We start from the raw sequence: 499 nt of genomic DNA, 5'->3' as shown, positions 1-499 counted from the left end.
GGGTACGCCCGTGTTCATGGCTCCCGAGCAAGCGTCCGGCGGTGAGATCACCCCGGCGACTGACGTCTTCGCACTCGGCCAGACGGCGGCCTTCGCAGCCCTGGGTGAACCGCTGTACGGCGACGGCTCGTTGCCCGCCGTGCTGTACCGGATCGTCCACTCCGTGCCCGACCTGTCGCTGTTGCCCGAGGAGTTGCGCCCGCTGTTCGCCCGCTGCCTGGCCATCGATCCGAAGGAACGGGCCACTTTGGCGGACATCGTCCAGTGGTGCGGGGAGCGCATCGCCCAGGGCCCCGACGGCGGCGCGGGGTCCGTCTGGCGGGAGATCAGGGGGTCGGAGCTGACGGTTCCGGCACCCCTCGCCCCGTCGACCAGGATGCTCCCGCCCACCTCCGTGCACTGGCCCTACGCGCCCCCGCCGGCCGAGCCGATGTCCCGCAGGACGCGCGCGGCGCTGATCGCGGGCGCCCTCGCGGCCGTCACGTCCCTGGCGCTGCTA

At 72.9% G+C, this 499-nt stretch carries 1 pseudogene; it reads left to right on the top strand.

Annotation, left to right across the window (positions count from 1 at the left end):
* Positions 1-16: 16 nt before the first annotated feature.
* Positions 17-499 (top strand): annotated as a pseudogene (locus CCN33_RS30610) (serine/threonine-protein kinase); the annotation flags it as partial.

It is taken from the genome of Streptomyces recifensis (genome assembly GCF_002154615.1).
GTDB lineage: Bacteria > Actinomycetota > Actinomycetes > Streptomycetales > Streptomycetaceae > Streptomyces > Streptomyces griseoluteus.
This window is presented reverse-complemented; position numbering and strand designations above follow the sequence as displayed.